Annotated in this window: 23 protein-coding genes; 12 read left to right on the forward strand and 11 right to left on the reverse strand. The window is 59.1% G+C overall.

All coding sequences use genetic code 11. The features are described from left to right. Positions 1-117: 117 nt before the first annotated feature. Complete coding sequence (locus tag M0D69_RS34965; protein WP_301786396.1) at positions 118-2,295, reverse strand: TonB-dependent siderophore receptor; 2,178 nt, start codon at positions 2,293-2,295, stop codon at positions 118-120. Between the two features lie 497 nt (positions 2,296-2,792). Here M0D69_RS34965 and M0D69_RS34970 point away from each other — a divergent pair, with 497 nt between their 5' ends. Next, complete coding sequence (locus M0D69_RS34970) at positions 2,793-3,041, forward strand: hypothetical protein (protein WP_301786397.1); 249 nt, start codon at positions 2,793-2,795, stop codon at positions 3,039-3,041. 3 nt (positions 3,042-3,044) lie between these two features. Here M0D69_RS34970 and M0D69_RS34975 read toward each other — a convergent pair whose 3' ends face one another. From M0D69_RS34975 to M0D69_RS34985, 3 genes are all read right to left on the reverse strand, one after another. Continuing rightward, the gene (locus M0D69_RS34975; RefSeq protein WP_301786398.1) at positions 3,045-4,004 is read right to left on the reverse strand and encodes an amino acid ABC transporter substrate-binding protein; all 960 of its coding nucleotides are present in this window, start codon (positions 4,002-4,004) and stop codon (positions 3,045-3,047) included. A 13-nt stretch (positions 4,005-4,017) separates the two neighbouring features. Next, positions 4,018-5,325: a dicarboxylate/amino acid:cation symporter gene (locus M0D69_RS34980; RefSeq protein WP_301786399.1), complete on the reverse strand. Its 1,308-nt coding sequence runs from the start codon at positions 5,323-5,325 to the stop codon at positions 4,018-4,020. Positions 5,326-5,464: 139 nt separating this feature from the next. Next, on the reverse strand, positions 5,465-5,845 hold the full coding sequence (locus tag M0D69_RS34985) for a hypothetical protein (protein ID WP_301786400.1): 381 nt from the start codon (positions 5,843-5,845) through the stop codon (positions 5,465-5,467). 71 nt (positions 5,846-5,916) lie between these two features. On the opposite strand from M0D69_RS34985, the gene M0D69_RS34990 reads away from it, so the two are divergent. Next, entirely contained in the window at positions 5,917-6,264 is a 348-nt protein-coding gene (locus M0D69_RS34990; RefSeq protein WP_301786401.1) for a hypothetical protein, read from the forward strand. Positions 6,265-6,480: 216 nt separating this feature from the next. Here the strand turns inward: M0D69_RS34990 and M0D69_RS34995 are convergent, their stop codons facing one another. Further along, positions 6,481-7,599 (reverse strand): FUSC family protein, encoded by a 1,119-nt coding sequence (locus tag M0D69_RS34995; RefSeq protein WP_301786402.1) that lies wholly within the window; start codon positions 7,597-7,599, stop codon positions 6,481-6,483. A gap of 190 nt (positions 7,600-7,789) precedes the next feature. After that, complete coding sequence (locus M0D69_RS35000) at positions 7,790-8,371, reverse strand: hydrolase (protein ID WP_089162920.1); 582 nt, start codon at positions 8,369-8,371, stop codon at positions 7,790-7,792. A 73-nt stretch (positions 8,372-8,444) separates the two neighbouring features. On the opposite strand from M0D69_RS35000, the gene M0D69_RS35005 reads away from it, so the two are divergent. Next, entirely contained in the window at positions 8,445-9,107 is a 663-nt protein-coding gene (locus tag M0D69_RS35005; RefSeq protein ID WP_301786403.1) for a TetR/AcrR family transcriptional regulator, read from the forward strand. On the opposite strand, the gene M0D69_RS35010 is transcribed toward M0D69_RS35005, so the two are convergent. Beyond that, entirely contained in the window at positions 9,094-9,201 is a 108-nt protein-coding gene (locus M0D69_RS35010; protein WP_301786404.1) for a helix-turn-helix domain-containing protein, read from the reverse strand. The two genes, M0D69_RS35005 and M0D69_RS35010, sit on opposite strands and share 14 nt — an antisense overlap. Positions 9,202-9,295: 94 nt before the next feature. On the opposite strand from M0D69_RS35010, the gene M0D69_RS35015 reads away from it, so the two are divergent. The 5 genes from M0D69_RS35015 to M0D69_RS35035 all read left to right on the forward strand — a co-directional run bounded on the left by M0D69_RS35015 (position 9,296) and on the right by M0D69_RS35035 (position 13,034). Continuing rightward, the gene (locus tag M0D69_RS35015; protein ID WP_301786405.1) at positions 9,296-9,769 is read left to right on the forward strand and encodes an MFS transporter; all 474 of its coding nucleotides are present in this window, start codon (positions 9,296-9,298) and stop codon (positions 9,767-9,769) included. A 402-nt stretch (positions 9,770-10,171) separates the two neighbouring features. Next, entirely contained in the window at positions 10,172-10,537 is a 366-nt protein-coding gene (locus M0D69_RS35020) for a hypothetical protein (RefSeq protein WP_301786406.1), read from the forward strand. A gap of 508 nt (positions 10,538-11,045) precedes the next feature. Further along, positions 11,046-11,354, forward strand: coding sequence for a hypothetical protein (locus M0D69_RS35025; RefSeq protein WP_301786407.1), 309 nt, complete (start codon positions 11,046-11,048; stop codon positions 11,352-11,354). Positions 11,355-11,359: 5 nt separating this feature from the next. Further along, entirely contained in the window at positions 11,360-11,989 is a 630-nt protein-coding gene (locus tag M0D69_RS35030) for a TetR/AcrR family transcriptional regulator (protein ID WP_301786408.1), read from the forward strand. A 31-nt stretch (positions 11,990-12,020) separates the two neighbouring features. Next, positions 12,021-13,034, forward strand: a complete 1,014-nt coding sequence (locus M0D69_RS35035) for a DMT family transporter (protein ID WP_301786409.1) — start codon at positions 12,021-12,023, stop codon at positions 13,032-13,034. A 166-nt stretch (positions 13,035-13,200) separates the two neighbouring features. Here M0D69_RS35035 and M0D69_RS35040 read toward each other — a convergent pair whose 3' ends face one another. Next, positions 13,201-14,055 (reverse strand): class II glutamine amidotransferase, encoded by an 855-nt coding sequence (locus M0D69_RS35040; protein ID WP_301786410.1) that lies wholly within the window; start codon positions 14,053-14,055, stop codon positions 13,201-13,203. Between the two features lie 313 nt (positions 14,056-14,368). Here M0D69_RS35040 and M0D69_RS35045 point away from each other — a divergent pair, with 313 nt between their 5' ends. Next, a complete protein-coding gene (locus tag M0D69_RS35045) occupies positions 14,369-15,469 on the forward strand; it encodes a porin (RefSeq protein WP_301786411.1) in 1,101 nt (366 codons plus the stop codon). Positions 15,470-15,549: 80 nt separating this feature from the next. After that, complete coding sequence (locus M0D69_RS35050; protein WP_301786412.1) at positions 15,550-17,127, forward strand: ABC transporter substrate-binding protein; 1,578 nt, start codon at positions 15,550-15,552, stop codon at positions 17,125-17,127. A gap of 182 nt (positions 17,128-17,309) precedes the next feature. Here M0D69_RS35050 and M0D69_RS35055 read toward each other — a convergent pair whose 3' ends face one another. The 3 genes from M0D69_RS35055 to M0D69_RS35065 all read right to left on the reverse strand — a co-directional run bounded on the left by M0D69_RS35055 (position 17,310) and on the right by M0D69_RS35065 (position 18,522). Further along, positions 17,310-17,675, reverse strand: a complete 366-nt coding sequence (locus tag M0D69_RS35055; RefSeq protein ID WP_301786413.1) for a GFA family protein — start codon at positions 17,673-17,675, stop codon at positions 17,310-17,312. 179 nt (positions 17,676-17,854) lie between these two features. Next, positions 17,855-18,115, reverse strand: a complete 261-nt coding sequence (locus M0D69_RS35060; RefSeq protein ID WP_301786414.1) for a hypothetical protein — start codon at positions 18,113-18,115, stop codon at positions 17,855-17,857. A gap of 182 nt (positions 18,116-18,297) precedes the next feature. Then, the gene (locus tag M0D69_RS35065) at positions 18,298-18,522 is read right to left on the reverse strand and encodes an ASCH domain-containing protein (RefSeq protein WP_301786417.1); all 225 of its coding nucleotides are present in this window, start codon (positions 18,520-18,522) and stop codon (positions 18,298-18,300) included. 656 nt (positions 18,523-19,178) lie between these two features. On the opposite strand from M0D69_RS35065, the gene M0D69_RS35075 reads away from it, so the two are divergent. Next, on the forward strand, positions 19,179-19,811 hold the full coding sequence (locus tag M0D69_RS35075) for a response regulator transcription factor (RefSeq protein ID WP_301786415.1): 633 nt from the start codon (positions 19,179-19,181) through the stop codon (positions 19,809-19,811). Between the two features lie 398 nt (positions 19,812-20,209). Further along, the coding region (locus M0D69_RS35080; protein WP_301786416.1) for an ABC transporter substrate-binding protein at positions 20,210-20,549 on the forward strand (340 nt) is incomplete at its 3' end.

Consider the following 20,549-nt stretch of genomic DNA (forward strand, 5'->3'; position numbering starts at 1 on the left):
TTACAGACATTTACCAACCCTGCAAAAATGTCCGCTTTTCGACATGTAGCGGACCTTCGGCGCTACGACTACCGATAGCGCATGCATGCCCGTGTCGCACGGGCATGCAGCCGACGTTCAATACATATAGCCGACGGTGAGCATGATGGAGCGATCGTCGCCGAGCGCCACGGCGTTGCTCAGGCCGCCAGTGTAATAGTGCTTGTTGAAGATATTGCTCAGGCGCAGCGCGGCGTGCCAGCGCTGCGCTGTATAACCCACGCCGACGTCGCTGACGACGAAGCCCGGAATCGTGTAGCCGTACGCGTAGAGATTACTCTGGCCGCGCACGCCGCCGTTGATTTCCCAGCGATACAGTTCGCCTGGCAACTTGTAGCGCGCAAACACGTTGAAGCTGTGACGTGGCACGTTGTTGATGCGCTCGCCGTCCGTCGACGGCACCTGGCCGCCGTCGTCGGCTATCACGGCCGACGTGTAGGCATAGCCACCCGTCACGCTCAAATGTTTCGTCAATTCAGTGTTGAAGCCCAATTCGAAGCCGCGCGAGTGCTCCTCGCCCACAGCGATGCTGTAGCCGTCGTTGTTCGGATCGTCTTCGAGCACGTTGCGGCGACGCAGGTCGAACGCCGCGACAGTCACGCTGGTGCGTCCTTTTTCGATGTCGAACTTCACGCCCGCTTCCCATTGCTTGCCGGTCTCTGGATCAAAGACCTTGCCGTTCACGTCCGCGCCGCTGTTCGGATAGAACGACGTCGCGTAGCTCACGTATGGCCGAACGCCTGAGAACAGTTCGTACATCAGGGCGATGGAGCCGGTAGTCGCGCTGGACGGATTTCCCCTGCGCACGTTGGTGAGCTTGTTGAGCACGTCGCTCGATGCGTCGTCGTAGCGCACGCCCGCAAGCACGCGCCAGCGCTGGCCGACCGCGATCTGGTCGCGCAGATAGAAGCCGAGGTCGCGAATCGTCGTGTACGTGTGCGTCTTCGGCTTGGCCGGGCAGGTGATCGCGCCCGTGTAGACCGGGTTGTACATATTGATCGAGCCGACCGTGCACGTGTACGAGGTCGCGTCCTCACGTCCGCGCATGTAGTCGATGCCCGCCGTGACTTCATGACGTCCAAGCGCGGTGTCGAAGGTCTTTTGCGCGTTGTTGTCGAACGAGATCGTGTCGCCGGACCATTGCGAATCGGTCGCTGTACGGCTGAGCGTGGTGCCGTTCGAGGCGACCTTACCGTTAGAGACGAGCTGACCGCCGATCGAAAACTGCTGCCAGCGGAAATTCTGGTTCACGGTCCATCCCGAATCGAAATGATGCGCAAAGCTGTAGCCGACGCGCGCCTCGTGGCCGGAATAGGGCCGCTCGTCGGGTTCGCCCGTGAACAGGCCGCGCAAGAGGCTGCCGTGCGAATTTGACAGCACGGAGCCGGACCACGGCAGACCTTGCTGACGGATGTAATTGCGTTCTTGATAGCTCGTCAGGATCGTGAATTCGGTGCGTGGGCCGAGATCGAGCGACAGCGAAGGCGCGATGTAGCGATTGCGCGACCAGACGTAATCGGTGGCGTCGTTGGAGTTCATCGCGAGCGCGTTGACGCGAAACGCGGCTTTGCCGTTCTCCGACAGCGGCGTGCCCATGTCGACGCTCGCCTGGTAGTAGCCGTGGCTGCCAGCAGTGAAGTCCACGTTGGCGAATTCATCGGCTTCCGGACGCTTACTGACCATGTTGACCATGCCGCCGGGCAGCACGAGCCCGGAGAGCAGCGTGGCCGGCCCCTTAAGCACTTCGATCTGCTGCATGCCGAAAACCTCTTCGGCGAAGCGGTTGTTGATCGCCGTGCGCAGGCCGTCGAGATAGACCGAATCCGACGCGGTCTGCCCGCGGATGATGAAGTCGTCCCAGCCGCGGCGACCATAGGTGCCGGAGATCACGCCGGGCACATTGTGCAGGGCGTCGTTAAGAGTCTGGACCTGTTGCGCGTCCATCAGATCACGTGTCACAACACTGATCGATTGTGGCGTTTCGCTCAATGGAACTGATGACTTCGTGACCTGTGCGCCGGTGGGCATGCCGAACGCGGTGCTGAGTGAGCTAGTCCCCGTGATTTTGATCGCCGGGAGTTCGCTGCCGGCAACAGGCGCGGCGGAGCTGGTTTTATCGTCGGAAGGCGAGGATGGCGAGTTCGATGACGGCGAAGAGGCGGCGGACGAGTCCGAAGTGACGGCTTGCGCATAGGTTAGCGACGAACCGCACGCGAGAACGATGAGGATTGCGAAATAGAGCGAATGAGGACGCATCGGTAAGATGGAAGAGCCAGCCCGAGGAAGAGGATCGTAGAATTAGTTTAGTAATGAGAATCATTATTAATTGAAAGGATAATACTACGTGTTTGCCGTGCCCCGCAATGGCCGATACGCGCCAATCGTTACGGTAACTTTCAGCTCCAAATTGGCCGACCAGTTCATGCTGGCGATACGTGTCTATGCCACACACGCCTGGTCGAAAAGTTACACGCTCGGTGCTGCGATGGCCGGAGTGCGTCGAACTTGTCGGGTGGGGCGTGATGATGATCGCGACCTTCTCGACCGTAGCAGCGGGGATTCCTGATGGGTGTCTGGCGCGATCCGTCGCAGCCATGAATCGAAGAAACGGGTGCGATCGACTACTGCATTCGGTAAGTGGAATCGAAATCGGTTGCTCAGGCAGTCGAGGGTCTTGTTCGCTCACTTGACACCGGGCCCGCTAATGGGTGTCAGCGATTAGGAGCTAATCTTGAATGTTTGGGGCTGGCCGAATGAACACCGCAATTGGGTCAACTCTGATCGAAGGCGCTTGCGATGCGGGGTCCGCGTCGCAACGTGTCCTTTATCTGTGTCCTCATCCTTTCAATCAGTCGGTCGAGGCGCTTGCGCGCCTCAATTACCGCCCCAAAACGCACCTCTCTCAGTTGCCGGTCGTGTTCGTTGACGATGTCGATCAGGCGATGGCGGAGTACGTCACGCTCGTGAACAGGCTCAAGACCGAGGACACGCAAACGGCGTGAGCTTCACTGCGCATCGGTGCCGGCGATCGCCTGAATGATGGTTTCGAGTTGCGCGCTCATCGGTATGTTGAGGCTCGCGCCTGACGGCAGGCGCCGCAAGAACCAGCGCTTGTACTGCCGGTCGATTTCGCCATCCGCCGCGAGTTCCTGGAAGGTGTCCTTCACCACTTGCGCGAGCTGCGGGTCATCCTTGCGGAACATGATGCCGTACGGCTCGTACGAAAGATAATCGCCGACCACGCGATACTCGCCCGCCGCGGCGCCCGCATGCTCCGCGATCAGGCCATAGAGCAACACGTCGTCGGTGGCGAAAGCGTCGGCCCGACCGCTGGCCACTTGCGCGAAACCCTGCGCATGGTCGGGCACGACCTGCAGCCGCATGCCGAGCCCGAACTTCTGGTCCAGATCGCGCAGCGCCTTCTCGTTCGTGGTGCCCGCCGAAAACGCAACCTTCCTGCCCGCGAGGTCGCGAAACGAGCCGATCGGCGAGCCGTTCTTCACCATCACCTTGGTGCCGGCCACGAAGATGATCGGCGAGAAAGCGACGCGTTTCTGGCGCTCCAGATTGCTGGTCGTCGAACCGCATTCCAGATCGACTCGGCCGCTCACCACCGCGTCGATGCGGTTGTCCGGCGTGACCGGCACCCACTTGATGGCCAGCGTCCGGTCGACGGCGTCGCCGATTGCCGACACCAGTGCCTTGCATAGCTCGATCGAATAACCGATGGGCTCGTTGCGCGCGTTCAGATACGAAAACGGTATCGACGCCTCGCGGTAGCCGAGCGCGATTGTGCCCGAGCTTCGCACCTTGGACAGCGTGCCGGCCAGCACGGCCGGCGCGTTCGGCGCGAGGCCATCGGGCGTCGCCCGAGACGGCTGCGCGTCCTCTTGCGCGCGGGCCGAGGCACCGGCCACCAGCAGCCCCGCGATGACCAGCATCGACCGGAATCGCCGCATCCTCATGGCTCGGTCCTCGTCAGGTTTCTATCGGATGGGCGATCGTCGCTTCGAGCTCGGCTTCGATGCGCGCCGCATTGGCGTCGGCCTCGGTTTCCGACATCAGTTCGCCTTCCCACTTGGCGACCACCGCGCTCGCGATCGAGTTGCCCACCGCGTTCGTGGCGGAACGGCCCATGTCGAGAAACGTATCGACGCCGAGGATCAGCAGCAGCCCGGCCTCGGGAATGCCGAACTGGTTGAGCGTGGCGGCGATCACCACCAGCGACGCGCGCGGCACACCGGCCATGCCCTTGGAGGTCATCATCAGGACCAGCAGCATGGTCAGCTGGGTGGTCAGCGAGAGGTGCATGTTGTACGCCTGCGCGATGAACAACGATGCGAACGTGCAATACATCATCGAGCCGTCGAGGTTGAACGAGTACCCCATCGGCATCACGAAGGCGGAGATCTTGCGCTTCACGCCGAAACGATCGAGCGCGTCGAGGATCTTCGGATACGCGGCTTCCGAACTCGCGGTCGCGAACGACAGCATGAAGGCCTCCCTGATCAGCGCGAGCAGTTTGAACACGCGCGGCCCGAGGAACAGCAGGCCCGCCAACGCGAGCAAGCCCCACAGCAGGAACAGGCTGAGGTAGAAGTCGCCCATGAAGACCGCGAACTTCAACAGGATGCCCAGCCCGTTGACCGCGACGGTGGAGGCCATCGCCGCCAGCACCGCGAGCGGGGCGAGCTTCATCACGTAGCCGGTGATCTTGAGCATGACGTGCGCGAGCTGGTCGATCGCGGCCACGAGAATTTTGGCTTTGTCGCCGAGCGCCGCCAGCGCGACGCCGAAGAACATCGAGAACACGACGATCTGCAGGATCTCGTTATTCGCCATCGATTCCGCGAACGACCTCGGGACCATGTGACCGACGAAGTCCTTGAGCGTGAACTTGGAGGTCGCCAGGTTCGCGGATGCGCCGATGTCGGGCAGCGGCAGTCCGAGATTTTCGCCCGGCCTGAGCAGATTGGACATCAGGAGGCCGAGCAGCAGCGACACGAGCGACGCCGTGACGAACCAGCCGAGCGCTTTGGCGAACACGCGTCCGACCGAGGCCGCGTCGCCCATGTGCGCGATGCCGACGACGAGCGTCGAGAAGACGAGCGGGCCGATCACCATCTTGATCAGTCGCAGGAAGACGTCGGATATGAGCGAGATGTAGCCCGCAATCTCGGTGGCGGTCTTCCGGTCCGGGAAGCTCGTGTAGATCATGTAACCGATCCCGATCCCCAACAGCATCGCGACCAGGATCCAGATGGCTGCGCCGTTCTTTCGGTTCATCTCGAAGCCTCCATTCACTGCATGTGTGGTGGCGCACGGAGCGTCGATCATGCAAGCCGCGACTTGCCTCCTCCGCTGACGCCATTGTCGTCCTTCGTCGTCAGTGTGTCTTAACAAAAATGACGTCGCACCTGCGCAGTTAGATTCGGTGGCCGCTGCCGTTTGCGGAATCGAACTGGGCGTCGACAATGTAGATGTAGGGTGTCAGGCTCTTGACCTGTCCGACCGAGTAGACGGGCGCGCCGGTCAGTCCGCGGGCTTCGAGGCGGGCATGGCCTGAGTCGTCGATGCGGCCGTCTAGCGTCATCCATCCGCCCGTGTCGCGCGAGCCACGTTCGCCGTGCAGGACGTTGTCGGTCACCTGCGCGTCGAAGCGGAAGACATAGCCGTAGACGCCGTCGTCCGTGCTCGGGCAGGTGAGCGTGACGGCCCATACGCCGTCGAACGGGCCCGCCGCGAAGGCCGTGGCCGCCATGAGGCGCAACGGACGCGAGAACGCGGCAACGCGCGAGGTCGACATATGACGATTGATCCAGTGGACAAGCGGTTCGGAGAGGCCGGGCGGCACGACGCGCGCATCGACGGCCTGCTGTGGAGGCGCAACTCGCCGCCTACAGTACGCGCGAAGAAATTCTGCAGAGGAATGCGGCCGGTCGCGAATCAGGCTGGTCTCGATGCGCGCGCATGGCTATGCGTGGCGGCCAGCGCTTCGATAGACGCCAAGGCCAGGCGATTGACTTCGAGCACCCGCACCTGCCATTCATGGATCAACGCACCTACGGGGTGTTCTTCCAAGAGAATCCGCTATTTTTTCAAAAGACCCGCAATCGCATGATTAGCTACTGGGATTGCGACTATCGTTGCCTATACAAACGAGAAGCCGACTATGTTGGGTTCCGATTATTCGATCGATTCCGGGAATGGTGTGCGGCCGCCTGAACCGATCCTCCACTAGCGACTGTCAACGATTCTCGTCACAAGGGCGAATGTCCCTTGGCCGCACTGAGCCCGACGATGACCGGCTCGGGACGACCCACTTCGGCCCCTCGGCAAGGATGCTCCAATGTCTCAGGACGGTTCAACAACGGCCGTTCGCTTCCGCGCGCGACGCAACATCGGACCCGTCAACAGGGGCGACCGGAATCTTGCCGATCATCAAAATGAGACCGGTTTGCGCGAGCATTCGATGCGCCTCGCGATAACGTGCACAGCCAGCGTAATTATGAGACCGGTCGCACTGCCGGCCGCTACGTTGATCAGACGCTCGCTAGCGAAAGTCCACGACTGCCCGGCAACCACGAATGCCATCGCGGCGCAGGCGCAACGCGTGCCGAATGCCATAACGTAGGGCCGAATGCAGACGAGTGTCAGCAACGCAGCGAGGATAACCAGGTCTCGCACGAGATAGTCGTGGGGGACCAACAACCCGACAAAGATACCGGCCGGCACGCCTACAATGGCCCCCGCGATACGATTCCGGAACTTGACTCGGGCGCTCGCCGCACTGCCCGTCACCACGCTCGCCGCTGACCAGATCATCCATTGTCCGCGCTCGATATGCCTCCACTCCACGAGCGCTGCTGCGAGGCCTACGGCGAGTGCTATTGCGATCATCGCTTCGACGTACGGAACACGATCGCCACGCTCAGAACGCTTCGACCATTTCGCATAGTGCGCTAAATATGAAACCTCTGGACGGCGTTCGCGGTAATGATTGATCGAGGAAATCAGCAGAACCGGCAAGAAAGCAGTCAATACGAAGGGAAGAAGCTCGAACCCGCGATGAATGAGTGCCGACTGCCTCACTCCTTCGGCGCTCTCGCAGGCGAGGTAAAGCACCGGAATGAACGTATAGCTACCGAGTGAGCGCAACTCGCTTCCCCGTGCGGTCACCAAAATCGACCCCATTGCCATTAGGGCAGTGGATACGACAAACAGTGGTGGATACGCAAGCGAGGCCATCAATACCAGGAAGCCCGCTCCGATGGTTATCCCGTGGGAAATAACCCCGAGCGGAGCGAGATGCGAGCGATCCACTGCGATAGCGGTCGACACCGTCACCAGCGAAACGAGCAACCACTTTGTCTGACCGGAAACCAGCGCGAGGACGATTAACGGGAAAAGGGCCGTCAACGTGCGAACAAGCGCCTTGCTATCGATAGCAACCCCGATGCGCGACACGGCCGAACCGACAACCTCGTAACGACTTTTTTGCGTCGGCGAAGCGTCGGTTATACGGTTAACTGATTGTTCGTCGGACCTTGATATGGACATCCCGGAACTCCTGCACTGAATCTTCGTACTCTGCTGCTGCCCTCTCGCGTGTGCGGACAGGTCGATGTACAAATCCGCGAGTTGACTCGATCCGATCGGTCGTTCCAGGTGAAAGGCGTACCGACCGACGCACTTTCCGGCCTGTCAGCGGCTGCGCAGTCGGGCCCTCATGCCCCTTCGTGGACCAGTGTCAGTCCGCGAGTGCCTGGATCACGTCCTCGGACTGACGCACCAGGCCGAGTCTCGGAAAAATGTAATTAACCGACGCGTGATGATGCTCAGCCGTGGCGCAACTCATCGCATCCTCGGCGAGCACGAGTGTGTAGCCAAGTTCATAGGCAGCTCGTGCCGTCGACTCCACACCGATATTCGTCGAAATTCCGCCGAGCACAATGGTCTTGATGCCACGGCGGCGCAATTGCAAATCGAGTTCCGTGCCGTGAAATGCGTTCCACTGCCGCTTCGTGATCTTGAGATCATGCTCGGCGGCTTCGAGCGCTTCGGGGAAGTCCCACCACGTCGACGGAAGTCCGCCGGCAGGAAGCGCCGCGGGCTGGTCGACGGGTTGCTTCAGCGCGTCGCCGAAATCGTCGCTCCAGCCTACGCGCACCAGCACGACTGGCGCACTGAGTTCCCGAAAGCGCTTCGCGAGCTTCGCTGAGGCCGTCAGCACGGACTCGGCGCTGCGAGGGGCCTTCCCAAAACCAAGGATGCCCTGTTGGAGGTCGATCAGAACGAGTGCCGTAGTTTTGGAGTCAAGTTTCTGCAACATCTTTTGCCTTCCGTTGAAGTTAGTGAGCCAAAGGTGTATTGTGAGGCTCGTCTCACATTTCTATTTTATGAGCATGTCCTCACAAAAGTCAACCGCAACATTGCGTGCCGAAAGCGGGCAAGCGAAAGCCCCACAGCGTGCACGCGGTCACGCACGGGTCGCAGCGCTGCTGGAGGCAGCGGGTACCGAATTCGCAGACAAGGGATACGACGCAGCAACCATGACGGCGATTGCCTCCCGCGCGGGCGCATCGATTGGCTCGTTGTATCAATTTTTCCCCACCAAGGACCGGATCGCGGGTGCGTTGCTCGAAAGCTATCTGAACATACTCGCAGAGACGTTCCACAAGCTGCGCGAGGCTGCGCCGTCTCTGGACGTATCGCTGCTTGCGAGCCGGTTGACGAGAACGTTCGTGAAGTTCCGCGCGACCCATCCGGCGTTTGCGGTCCTGGTCGAGACCTACAGTTACGCTCTGCCGCGCACCATGAGCATCCGCGAAAGTCTGCGTAGAGAGATCGAATTCGTGCTGGCTGAAGTGGCGCCGCATCTGGCACCGGCAGAGATCGCCGTCCGTGCCGCCGTGATCCAGCAGATCATGAAGGCGGCCGTCGCGGTTAATGGCGATACCTCCATAGCCAGTCGTAAAGCTGTCATGGACGAACTGGAGGGCCTTATGCGTCATTACCTGCAGGACGCGATTCAACGTGCGAACCTGGATACCCTCACGTCTTCATAAGTCTCCACAGCGTGGTACGTCCAATCCCGAGCGCACGGCTCGCCGCTGCGCGGTTACCGCCGTGGTGTTCCAGAGCGCGTTGTACGGTCGTCACGGGTTACGGCCACGTGCGGCGTTCTGGGGCTACCTGGGCTGGATGCCGAGCCATCTGTCGCTCAGCCGTCACATCGAACTGAAAGCGCTGGGCTTTGCCGCGGCGATGCCGTATCTCGCTGGCACGGTCGGCATGTTCGTGTTCGGCTGGCTCGGCAGCAAGGTGCTGTACCCGTCATCGCTGTCTGTTGATCGCCGCGGTATATCTGTGCACGGCCGTCTGCCTCTATGTGACCTACAACCTCGAGACTGCGCAGGCGAGCATCGTCGGTTTGTCGGCGGCCGGATTCTTCCTGTATGGCGGTTTCGGGCCGGTGTGGTCGGTGGTGCTGGATCTGACGCCCGGCAACCTGCGCGGAGTATTCTCGGGTTTCGTCAACTGCGGCGGGCAGATCGGCGGCTTCTTTGCGCCGATCATCGGCGGTTGGCTGGTCGGCGCGACTGCGTCGTTCACGGGCGGCTTTCTGTTCATGATCGGCGCATTGCTGGTGGCCGCACTGTGTTTCGTCGCGTTGCAGGTTCTCAAGCGCAACTGGCCGATGTGGCCCGAAGCGGCGATAGCGGTGTGACGTTTGCACACTGCCTGAAACGGTTCGCGCTTGTGTGCCATGTAGTCAATTTTAGGCCCCACACCATGAGCCATACCATTGATGTTTTTCCGCGGAACAGAGCGCCGCTCTGGCATTCGCCGGTTGGCAATACCCGGGTCCAATGGCAGATCTGCCCCTCACATCCGGACGTTCGTGAACGCAATTCGAAGGGCTTTTTATGGCCGGTTACTGCCCCACGTGAGGGGCGGGCGTCGGACAATCCGAGGCTACTGAAGGAAGCAGGATCGATCGAGTCAGACTGCCGCTCGCCTTCATGCGCCATGCTATCGTTGCCCGTACTTGGCCTCGTTCCCGTCGAGAAGGGATCGTCGGGGCGCGATGACTGTGCCTTGTGACTGCGGAAATCATAGACCGAAGATTATGGAAACTGTCGCGTTTATCTCGACTGAGAACGGGGACGACTTGATTGTGTCCTTTGCGGTCATCGACCCAGCGGATCCGACTGAGATCGAAAGCCTCACCCTTCTGCGCACGCCGAAATACGAGCACCTGCTGGCAGATTGGGAGCGAGGAGTGAGCGTTTCGTTTGAACGGTACTTGGAAGACGATGAGGAATTGCTGGAAGAACTCCACCTTGATAGAAAATCAGCCGTAGTCCGCCTGACAACCAGTCTGCGGAACTATGAGCTGGATCTTCGAAAGGTCGACGAGAGAGAGGTGAAGGCTATGCGAAAGGTGCTCTCCCGGATGAACCATGACCGCCGGATCAGGCTATTGGGCATCTAACGAGTTCTTCGATCAGACGACCGCAAGCCGGAAGTTTCGCCGTCCTTTCGCGCGGTCAATGACAGCGAGCGTCCAACATAGCTCATAGAGTTCCATGGCGCGTCGTCACGCGGTTGCCAAGAACGTAAAACAGAACTATCTCCCTGTACAGGCAAGCGAGTACTCAATATCGCTCGCGCCACAGGCTTCTATGGCGTGTCGCCCGAGCGGCGCCCGCACCCCGGCGTCGATCGCCGGATGCGCGCAGGCGAACATAACTTCTCAGGCGGTCGTCGGGAATCTCAGCCGCGTGTCGAGCCGATGCCCGTCTGCTTTCCCGATTCCGGGCTTCTGCTTCGGTCCGAAGCGAAGGCTTCGGGTCGGCGGGGATCATTCGAGTTTCTCGGATGGCCGTGTACTGGGCGGACCCGACGTCTGAACGTCCGAGCGACGCCACGGGCGAATGGCGCTTCATGGCCGAACCCGGTCCGATGCCGAACTCCCGTAGTCGACCCACTATGGCCGATCGATGTTCTACACAACGGTCGCCCGAATCAAAGCACTCGGTATTGTTAGAGCGCCTGCTGCGACAGCACCCAAGCCAACCGTATTCGGAAATGCCGGCGCGCATTGGGCGGATGATGGCTGGTTTGTCGAGGTCGACTATCAAGAGTTAGAGAAGACTATTCGGCCTGCGGACCACATGGATGTCTTGGAAGCATTGCTAACCTATGGACAAGTACTTGGCTTCTTCACCAGACGGCCGGTCCCTCCAAGGTCGAATGCCAGGACTTACGACGCACACTTGATTTATGGAATGATCAGTCTTAATATCTGACCATTATGAAACGAGCCTCCACGCCTACCATTCCGTCTCCTGCGTCATCCGAGCGAGGACGGCCCCGTGAATTCGATATTGACCACGTGACACGAGCTGCCGGTCGAGTCTTTTGGGAACAGGGTTACCACGCAACCTCGATCGAGACCCTCTGCAAATCTACGGGCCTCTTTCGAGCCAGTCTCTACGGTGTATTCGGCGACAAGCATGGCCTCCTCATTGCCGCTTTTGATCAGTACGCGGAAGGTGCTGTAGCGCGGTTGAGACAGAGACTGGAAGATGGAGCGTCTCCGCACGAAGCCCTGCGTCAAGCGTTGCTTCACTACACGAAAGTCTCTGCGAGGCTATCGGGACGGCACGGCTGCTTCATTACGAACGCAGCCGTCGAACTGTTGCCTGCGGACGAGGCTCTGCGTCCGCACATTGAAACGACGTTGCGTCGAATTGCGACATATCTTGCCGCTGCCGTAATTCGAGGTCAGCAGGCGGGCGAATTCAACGCAGCGCTTGATGAGCAGGCTGTAAGCACATTTCTGTTGTGTGTCATTCAAGGGTTTCGTGTTCTCGGTAAGGTGAGTTTTGAAGAGAGGGATCTCGTCCCGGTCGTCGAAATGACGATGCGTGCGCTGATCTAAAATTTTTTCCCGATTTCTGGAACGATCAGTCATGAATAAGCGGATAGGATTTTCGTCAGTGCCATCCGGTCGTGAAGCCGCTTCTGCGGCGGCTGTCCAGCCTCGTCACAGTGCGTACGGAAAAGGCGTGCTGTTTTGCGTGGTCGCCACAGTACTGATGGGCATCATGTTTCCTGTTATGACAGACGCGCTCACGCACGTGGACCCATTCACGTTCACCTCGCTGCGCTATTTGATCGCCGGTACCGCGTTTCTCGCGCTGCTTCTTATCAAGGAAGGAAGGGGCGCCCTGCGGGCAAACGGGGAATCACTTCTGCTAGCGTGGCTGCTGGGTTCAATAGGCTTCTGTGGATTCGGCTCGTTTGTGTTTCTCGGGCAACAGCTCGCAGGCCCGGAGGGTGCGCTCACCGCATCGATCATGATGGCGACTCAGCCGATGATGGGATTGCTCCTGAATTCAATCGTCCGAAAAAGCATGCCGCCCGTGTTTTCGTTCTTGTTCATCGTGATGTCATTTGCCGGCGTCTCGCTTGTGGTTACAAAGGGAAACGTTGCAGCTGCGCTGCGCGAGCCACAGCACTATTCCGCCAATGCGCTAATCCTGGTAGGTGCATTCTGTTGGGTTACTTATACTTTCAGCGCATCGCATTTCAAAACTTGGTCTCCGTTGAAATATACGACGCTGACAACATGGTTGGGACTAACTTCAATTCTTGGCCTTAACGTGCTGCTGTTCGCCTTGCGAGTCGTTCCTGTACCCTCGGCTGCACAGCTATGGGCGATCGCCCCCCACTTGCTGTATATGGGTCCGGTTGCAGGTTTCGTCGCAATCTTGTTCTGGAATCTCGGCAACCGGATTCTTACTCCGCTCAACGGCGTGTTGTTCATGGATGTATTGCCCGTCACTACATTCGCCGTGTCGGCTGTTACAGGCGTGGTACCTGGCCGTGCACAAATCGTCGGCGCATGCATGACCGGCATCGCGCTGATACTTAATAATGTCTATCTGCGCCGCCGTGCCCGGAACGTTCAAGCGGCACGCTGACGCCGTAGAAACGAGTGCATAGGCGTCGAGTGACGACGATCAGGGCGGCGAATCGAACGGCTCAAAGTGGCCGGCCCCGGTCCGACGATGAACTGCCGTAGTCGACCCACTGCGGCTTGTCGATCCGCCGTAACGTCATCGGCAGCTACCAAGGCGTAACTGCCATTCATCCCATCGAGACAACCGGTGCGCCCGATGTCTCGGACGGCGCATATCGCGCGGTAGCAAGTACCTGAGGCGGCACTGGGACGTGTGCGCGTCTGACCAGGGAGCCTTCGCGAAACATGAGCAGATCGCCCGGCTGGCACGTGGTCCATGCTTCATCGGTGAGTGGTGTCGTCGCGATCACTGCCGTGCAGTCTTTCGAGGTCGCATAAGCGGAGAAGTCGACCGACATATCGGCATCGACGAGTCTCGCGCTTGAGAACGGCCAGCGACGCATCACGTAAGCAAGCCGCGTGGAGCAGTAGGCAAACTGCGACTGTCCGTTCGACAGCAGGAAGTTGAAGATTCGATAGCGATTCAGGTTGCGGGTCATTTCCTCCACGACGTCGAACAGCGCGTCCGGCGTGGTATCCCGACCGACGCCACGTTCGTGGATCACATTCATGATGGTGCAGAAGGCCGATTCACTGTCGGTTGTTCCCACCGGCGCGTAAGGGCCTGGCACCCACCAGTTTCGCTCCCGCAGGTCGCCGTTATGGGCGAACACCCATTGCTGTCCGTTATGTTCGCGCATGAACGGATGGCAATTCTCAGCGCTCGCGCCGCCCTGCGTGGCCTTGCGGATGTGCGCAATGACATTGCGCGATTTGATCGGATAACGTTTCACGAACTCCGCCATAGGGGATTGGCAAGCAGGTTTGTCGTCGATGAATAACCGGCACGCGCGCTCCTCATAAAACGCGATTCCCCATCCATCCACATGATGATCGGTCCGACCGCCTCGAGCCGCAAATCCCGTGAAGGAAAAGGTCACATCGGTCGGCTCAGCGCAACTAAGAGCAAGGAGCTGGCACATAGGTAAGGCATGTAATTAGTGGTAAGAATTAACTACTTCGTTCGCTGCATCAGGTAGACGCTATCTATATTAATTACCGGCCAATATAGAACGTTATTTCAAATTGATCGATCGGAACGAAGGGCTTTAGTTTTTTCTTCTACCCACCCCGCGATACAGTGATTCCGTTCCCCGATGAACGGGAATGCAGCTCCGAACCCGGTGTGCAGCGCATTGCTGCATCCCATTGGTTTCGGTCTGGCTTCTATGGGATCCAACATTAAAAACACCGCACATGAAATCAAGATTCTTTTTCGGGTTTGGAGCTTTGGGAATGACTGCGATGCTGGCAACATCGGCGGCGCAAGCGGACAACAGCGTGACGCTCTATGGTCGGATGGACAACGGGGTGACCTATATAACGAACACGGGAGGGCAACACGAATACAAGATGGACAGCGGCGTCGTGTACAGCAACTACTGGGGGCTGCGCGGCGTAGAGGATCTTGGCGGGGGCACGCAAGCCATATTCGATCTTCGCTCCGGCTTTCGCGTGACCGACGGCAGTTCGAAGCCCAGCAGCGCCTACATGTTCGGAAAGACCGCGCTGGTCGGCCTGAGCAACTCGTTCGGCACGCTGACGCTCGGCAGGCAATACGACTTCATCAACGACTACACGTCCCGCTATAACATCAGCCAGGACGGCGACGGGTACGCGATCCACCTGGGCGACCTGGACCGCATGAGCGGCGACACGATGATCAATTCGGTCAAGTTCGCAAGCAAGAGTTTCAACGGCCTGAGCGCGGGCGGAATGTATTCGTTCAGCAATACGGCCGGCAGCTTTCACACCGGCTCCGCGTGGAGCGCCGGCGTGCTTTACGCGACGGGCTCGTTCAGTGCGGCAGCGGCTTACTCGCAGTTGAACAGCACGACAATCGATCCGTACAACGCGCTCGGCTTGTCGTCGTTCCTTGGCACCACGACCGCTAAAGTCAGCAGTTCGACGGGCCAGCTCACGTCGCTGTATTCGAGCACCGGACTGACCGTGAGCCACCTCGATACGGGCGGGATCGGTGCGAGCTACAGCTTCGACCAGCTCACGATCAAGGCCAACACGACCCTGACCAAGATCACGTCGGCCGATGGCAAGGTGTCGTCTTTCATGCATGTGTATGAAGCCGGCAGCGCGTATCAGTTCTCGCCTGCGTTGGCGCTCCGCTCGGGCTACCAGTACACGACCTTCGAACATCATCACTGGAATGAGCTGTCGATCGGTCTTTACGAGAGTCTGTCGAAGAGTACGCGGATCTATACGTCGGCAGGCTACCTGCGCGCATCGAGCGGCGTGAATGCAGTGATCGGCTATGCGTTCACCCCGTCGAGCACACAGACGCAAGCCGCCTTGCGCGTCGGTATCGCCCACAACTTCTGACCTTCTGATTGAACCTGTACCGGGCCGCGGCCGCCGACGCGCGTGCGGCGGCCGAGGCTAATTCAAACGAGAAACATCCAATGAAATTGCGATTCTCCGCTATTGCGTTGCTCATGGTTTTACCGCTTGCGAGCACCTTTGCGAAGCCGCTGGTCGTCTGCACCGAAGCTAGCCCAGAAGGATTCGATCCGGTACGTTACAGCACGCTGACCATCACGAATGCATCTGCCGACGTCATTTTCAACGGGCTTGTCACGTACGACAATGTGACCGGCACCGTGCAGCCGGCGCTCGCGCAGAGTTGGGACGTCAGTGAGTCCGGCGCGGTCTACACATTCCATCTGCATCCCAACGTTCACTTCCAGACGACCGATTACTTCAAGCCGACCCGGACGTTCGATGCCGACGACGTGATCGCCACGTTCGACCGGATGCTGAATCCGGACAACGCATGGCGCAAGGCGTTGCCGACGATCGTGATGCCGAACGTGCAGTCGATGCAGATCACGAAGCTGATCAAGTCGGTCGACAAGGTCGATCCGCTAACGGTGCGCATAGTTCTCAGCCGTCCTGACGCCACCTTCCTGCCGATCCTGACGATGAGTTTCGCATCGATCTATTCGAGCGAATATCTGGCGCAACTGCTGAAAACCAACGCGATCGCAGACCTGAACGCCAAACCAGTATCGACCGGCCCATTCATCCTGAAGAGCTATCGCCCGGACGCGACGATCCGCTACGCAGTGAACCCGGACTACTGGGGACCGAAACCCAAGGTCGATGGGTTGATCTATGCGATCACGCCCGATCCGACCGTGCGGGCACAACGGGTCAAGGCAGGCGAATGCGACATCGCGCTCGCACCGAAGCCGGACGACGTTGCCTCGGCGCGCAAGGACCCGTCGCTGAAAGTGCTCGACGTGCCAGGGTTCATGACGGCGTTCGTTGCGCTCAATACGCAGCGTCACGGCCTCGACAATCCGGCGGTGCGCCGCGCGATCAATCTGGCCTTCGATCGCAATACGTACGTGAAGACGTTGTTTGGCACCAGCGCAGTCCCGGCGACGAGTCCGTATCCCAGCAGCACGGAGGCGAAGACCGGCTACGCGTACGATCCCGTGCTCGCGAAAAAACTGCTGGCCCAGGCGGGCATGGCGAACGGACTAAGCCTGACGATCTGGACCCGCTCGACTGGCAGCACGCTCAATCCGAATCCGAAGGTGGGCGCCGAACTGCTTCAGGCCGATCTCACCAAGGTAGGCATCGACGCGCAGATCAAGACGCTGGAGTGGGGCGAGTTGCTTCATGAAATCAAGCAGGGGCAATACGACCTGTTGTTCATGGGATGGGCCGGCGACAACGGTGATCCGGACAACTTCCTGTCGCCGCTGTTCTCGTGCGACGCAGTGAAGGGCGGCACCAACTTCCAGCGTTACTGCGATGCGTCGCTGGATGCGTCGATCGCGAGCGGCAAGGCGACCAGCGCCGCATCGGTTCGTGCGCAGGACTACGAGCGCGCCGAGAAGATTGCGCACGATCAAGCGCTCTGGATTCCGCTTGCGCATCCGCTGGTGGCCGCGATCACGCGTCCGAATGTCGATGGCTATCACGTCAGTCCGTTTGGCCGCGTGAACTTCGGGTCCGTGTCGATCCGGTAGTCGCGTCCGGCAAAGCCGCCCGCATCACTTTTTCACCGAACGACGGTCGTGCAGTTGCACGACCGTCAGTGGAGACATGCGCGCGGTTTTCTCTGGAGACCGCTTGTGCTGAAATTCCTTGTCACCCGCCTGCTCGGACTGGTGCCGAGGCTGCTGGGCGCCGCACGAAATTGCTCCTCACGCTACTGTGCCGGCGGCCATTCGGAATACCACGGTATGTCACTGTTTTCAGACATCCACGGCTGGTCGTGCGAAATCCAGATGTGCATCGCGGGCGTGACGCCAGGATCCTCATCAAGCGTTTGAACTCGGAGAATGACGCGTGCTTGCTCGGGACGCTCAGCAATGAGATGCGTGCCACATTCCGAGCAAAAATAGCGTAGCTTGCCGGGAGAAGACTCGAAGCTGCGTAACAGGCTTTCGCCCGAGGTCCAATGAAAGTGTTCCCGCAGAACGCGCGCTGTGGCCGCATACGCCGCTGGCGTGCGCCTTCTGACACGTCCGGCAATGACAGAGTGATATTGGTGAGGAAAGCCCGGCCGCTTCATAACCAATTGCTCCACATAAGCAACTGCCCTTCATGTTCATCCGTCCCCAAGCGGTTTTTTCCTTACCGCACAGGTCTGCTTAGCGGGGCCCTCAAGAATTGTCGCAGATCTGCGAGGAGCACACGAGTGTCCCTTTATGGCCGACCACTGCCTCATGCCCGCTCATGTGCGACGCGCAACTAAAGCCAGCGGTTCACGAGTGCCTTCAGCCGTGAGTTAAGGAAACGCGCGCATATCGTGGTTATGATCGCTAGCGCAGGCATTCCGATAAACAGCAGAAGAAACCCCAGCCCCGGGTCGGCATAGCCTGGCCCCACCAATTCGGGAGGATTGCTTTGACGATCGATAAAGGCAAAGGCAGAAAACATCAGCGCACTGCCGAGAATAAAGCTCAAAGTGAGTGAGACTAGGAACACGGCAATACGGTAGCTGCGCTTCATGTGATCGACGTTTCGAATTGTGATCCTCGCTGGGCGATATGTGTGAGTGGGAAGCCGTGCCGTTATCGCGCCTCACTTCGGTCCGTGGGGCAGAAGTCGACCCGAGGCTGAGGGTGGCCGGCCTCTGCCTGACTCACTCGGCCAAGTTCGACCGAGGCGGCCATCCGTCTAGTCGTACACCTTTAGTCACCAATCTTCGACTTGAACTGGCTCAATACATGAAGTACGCCGAATGTCTCGCACACGAGAGGCATCGATTCATCCACTGCACGTCCGATCCGAATACACTCGTCAGAGAAGAACCGCCAGTGCTCCGTCTGCCAATGCGATAGGGAAAGATCCCCTTCACCTTCACTAGCTGCAAATTCGGCGGTTACGCGCTTTCGAGGAAACGATACTTCGGTTATTGGCGTTTGTCATCAAAACTTAAGCATTCCTATAGTTGCGCGATACGGATGGAGTAGCCCTACGTGAGCAACTTCGGGAAATGGATTTTAAGCCTCGCTAAGGCTCCGGGATCTCGGTCGAGCAGTGTGATCACGCGCCAAAACCTGACGCGGCGGTATGCCGGAATATCTTGCCGCCGCTCCGCGACAAAACGTCCTCTAAAGCCTATGACAAACCCTCGTTCAGACAAAAAGCGCCTGATGTGAAAGGTTGACGAAGGATTGCAAACCGTAGAATTTCTTCGACGACTATCAAGGCGTTTAATGCTATTGGAAGCAGCCCGACTTTTCGGGTTTCACGGAGGCAATCACAATCACGCCACGGGCGACGGGTATCTCCTCGATGTCGAGAGGGCTGAGTTGAAACCGAAAATACCAGCGCCTAGCGAAGCCGATGACCGCAGCCGAAAAGCGATGACTTTGACAATGCAATTTTGCGTTTTTCATCGCGCGATCTCACGCGACCGGCCTGGCAACGTGACGAACCCCTGACATCCCCTTCTGGCAGATGCCGCGGGAGACCGTCAGACCTGAGGCGAACGTTGCGCAAGTCGTTGCTTTGTCTTCGATTCAGCGGCGAATTCGATTCGCAGTCAGCTCGACGGTGGGGGCGAGAAATGATTAAGATTTTGATTGCAGACGGCCATGCGCTGGTGCGTTGCGGGTTGAAGCAGATCATCGAGGCGACGACGGATATCGCCGTCGCCGGCGAAGCGACGCAGGGCTTCGAGGTGGTCGACAAACTACGCATCTGCGATGTCGATGTGGTATTGGTGGGCATGACGATACCCGGCATCAGCGGCGTTGACCTGATTCGTCGTGTGCGTGCCGAGCAGCCGCGTTTGCCGGTGCTTGTGTTGAGCACCTGTAACGACACTCACGTCGTATCGCGCGCGCTGCGTGCAGGCGCCACCGGCTATGTGACGAAGAGCAGTGATCCGGACGTCCTGCTTGCCGCGATTCGCCGGCTCGCCGGCGGCGGGCGATTCATTGATCCGAAGCTGGTTGATGCGATTGTATTCAAGACGCACGAGGGCGCCGCGCCGCCGCATGAGCTCCTGTCCGACCGTGAGTTTCAGGTGCTGCAGACACTCGCTGCCGGCAGTAGTATCAACGACATCGCCCGCCGGTTCGCACTCAGTGCGAAGACCATCAGCACCCACAAGATGCGCCTCATGCAAAAGCTCGACCTCGGCAACAACGTGGAGCTGATCCGCTATGCAATCAGGCACGGCCTCGTCCCTCACTGATGACTGCTGCATTGATAGAAATTCGTGGCAAAAGGGGCCTGTCTTTACCCTTTGCAACACTGCGCCAAGAGAAGAGTAGTGGCGTCCAGATCATGCTTGGGCATACCTCCCCGCACGAACAATTGCTCAGCTTAGCGTCGGATTCATGTCGCTGATCACACCAACATCAAACCCCGATCGGGCGGGGCGCTATCACGTAGAAGTGTTCGCGGCGCAATCGTTCGATTGACTACCCAGACAATCCGACACCCTGCTAGGACAAACCCTTGTTCAAACAAAAGTTGCCGGACGTGAAAGGTTGGCGAAGGATTACAAACCGTAGAATTTCCTTGGCGATTAGCAAAGCGTTTAAATCTATTGACGCCAGCCTGGCTTGCCAGGTTTAACGGAGACAAAAAATGACCTACGTTTCACGAAGATTTAATCGTCTGGGCAAATACGCGTTCTCGTCGATTCTGGCGCTTGGCTCATTTTGCGCGCTTACGCAAGCGGCACACGCAGCGGACCCCGAGAAGGTCACCATCATGGTGGGGGGTATCACCAAGCTCATCTACCTGCCGGCGCGTCTTACCGAACAACTCGGATATTTCAAGGCGGAAGGCCTCGATGTCGAGCTGCTATCGCAGCCTGCCGGGGTGGATGCGGAAAATGAACTGCTCGCCGGGGCCGTGCAAGCAGTGGTCGGTTTCTACGATCACTCAATCGACTTGCAGGCGAAGGGCAAGGAAGTCAAAGCGA

This window comes from Caballeronia sp. SEWSISQ10-4 2, from assembly GCF_030464885.1.
Classification (GTDB): domain Bacteria; phylum Pseudomonadota; class Gammaproteobacteria; order Burkholderiales; family Burkholderiaceae; genus Caballeronia.